General features: G+C 49.1%; 1 protein-coding gene. It reads right to left on the bottom strand.

Features of this window, described 5'->3' with window-relative positions:
- Window positions 1-38: 38 nt before the first annotated feature.
- Window positions 39-326 (bottom strand): PaeR7I family type II restriction endonuclease, encoded by a 288-nt coding sequence (locus tag ACOCD2_RS26125; protein WP_308339769.1) that lies wholly within the window; start codon window positions 324-326, stop codon window positions 39-41.
- Between the last annotated feature and the right edge of the window lie 195 nt (window positions 327-521).

Here is a 521-nt window from a genome sequence, read left to right as displayed (position 1 = left end):
AAGCCAGAACCTACACCCAAACAACTCGCCAGACTTATTCAAGAGCGACACCGGCGACGACAGGCTGCCACAGAATCCTGTCGGCGGAGGGGTGGGGAAATATGACAAAGTAGAATTAACCGGCCCTCATTCATTACCAATAGATCCCATAGCTTTGTCGGACGGAAATAACCAGGCAGGGTGAGAACCCGTCGTTCCAGATGAATGTCCGCATGTTCCAGTCCGTTTGCATGAACAATATCTTTGACCAGAGCAATGAAGCCGTCCATATTTTTACCGGTGGTTACACCTGCACGCTCCCCCTGGTCGGCTTTGCCTGACTCAATCTGTTTGTTACGTGCTTGCTCTCGATTTCCCCAGAAGGCTTTTACCGCTTCTTTGGCTTTCGCATCATAATTCGATAGTAACTACTCACCCCTAAGACTGAGTACAAGCCTGCCTCGATGGATCTACAATCGCTTTTTCATGTCTGTAGAGGCTTGACATCATAGTACGCCGAGTCTATGCTATTGACCCAACAC

Origin of the sequence: Thiolapillus sp., from assembly GCF_048562965.1 — a bacterium.
GTDB lineage: Bacteria > Pseudomonadota > Gammaproteobacteria > Chromatiales > Chromatiaceae > Thiolapillus > Thiolapillus brandeum_A.
The sequence above is the reverse complement of the archived record's forward strand: the minus strand, read 5'-3'. Positions and strand labels throughout refer to the sequence as shown.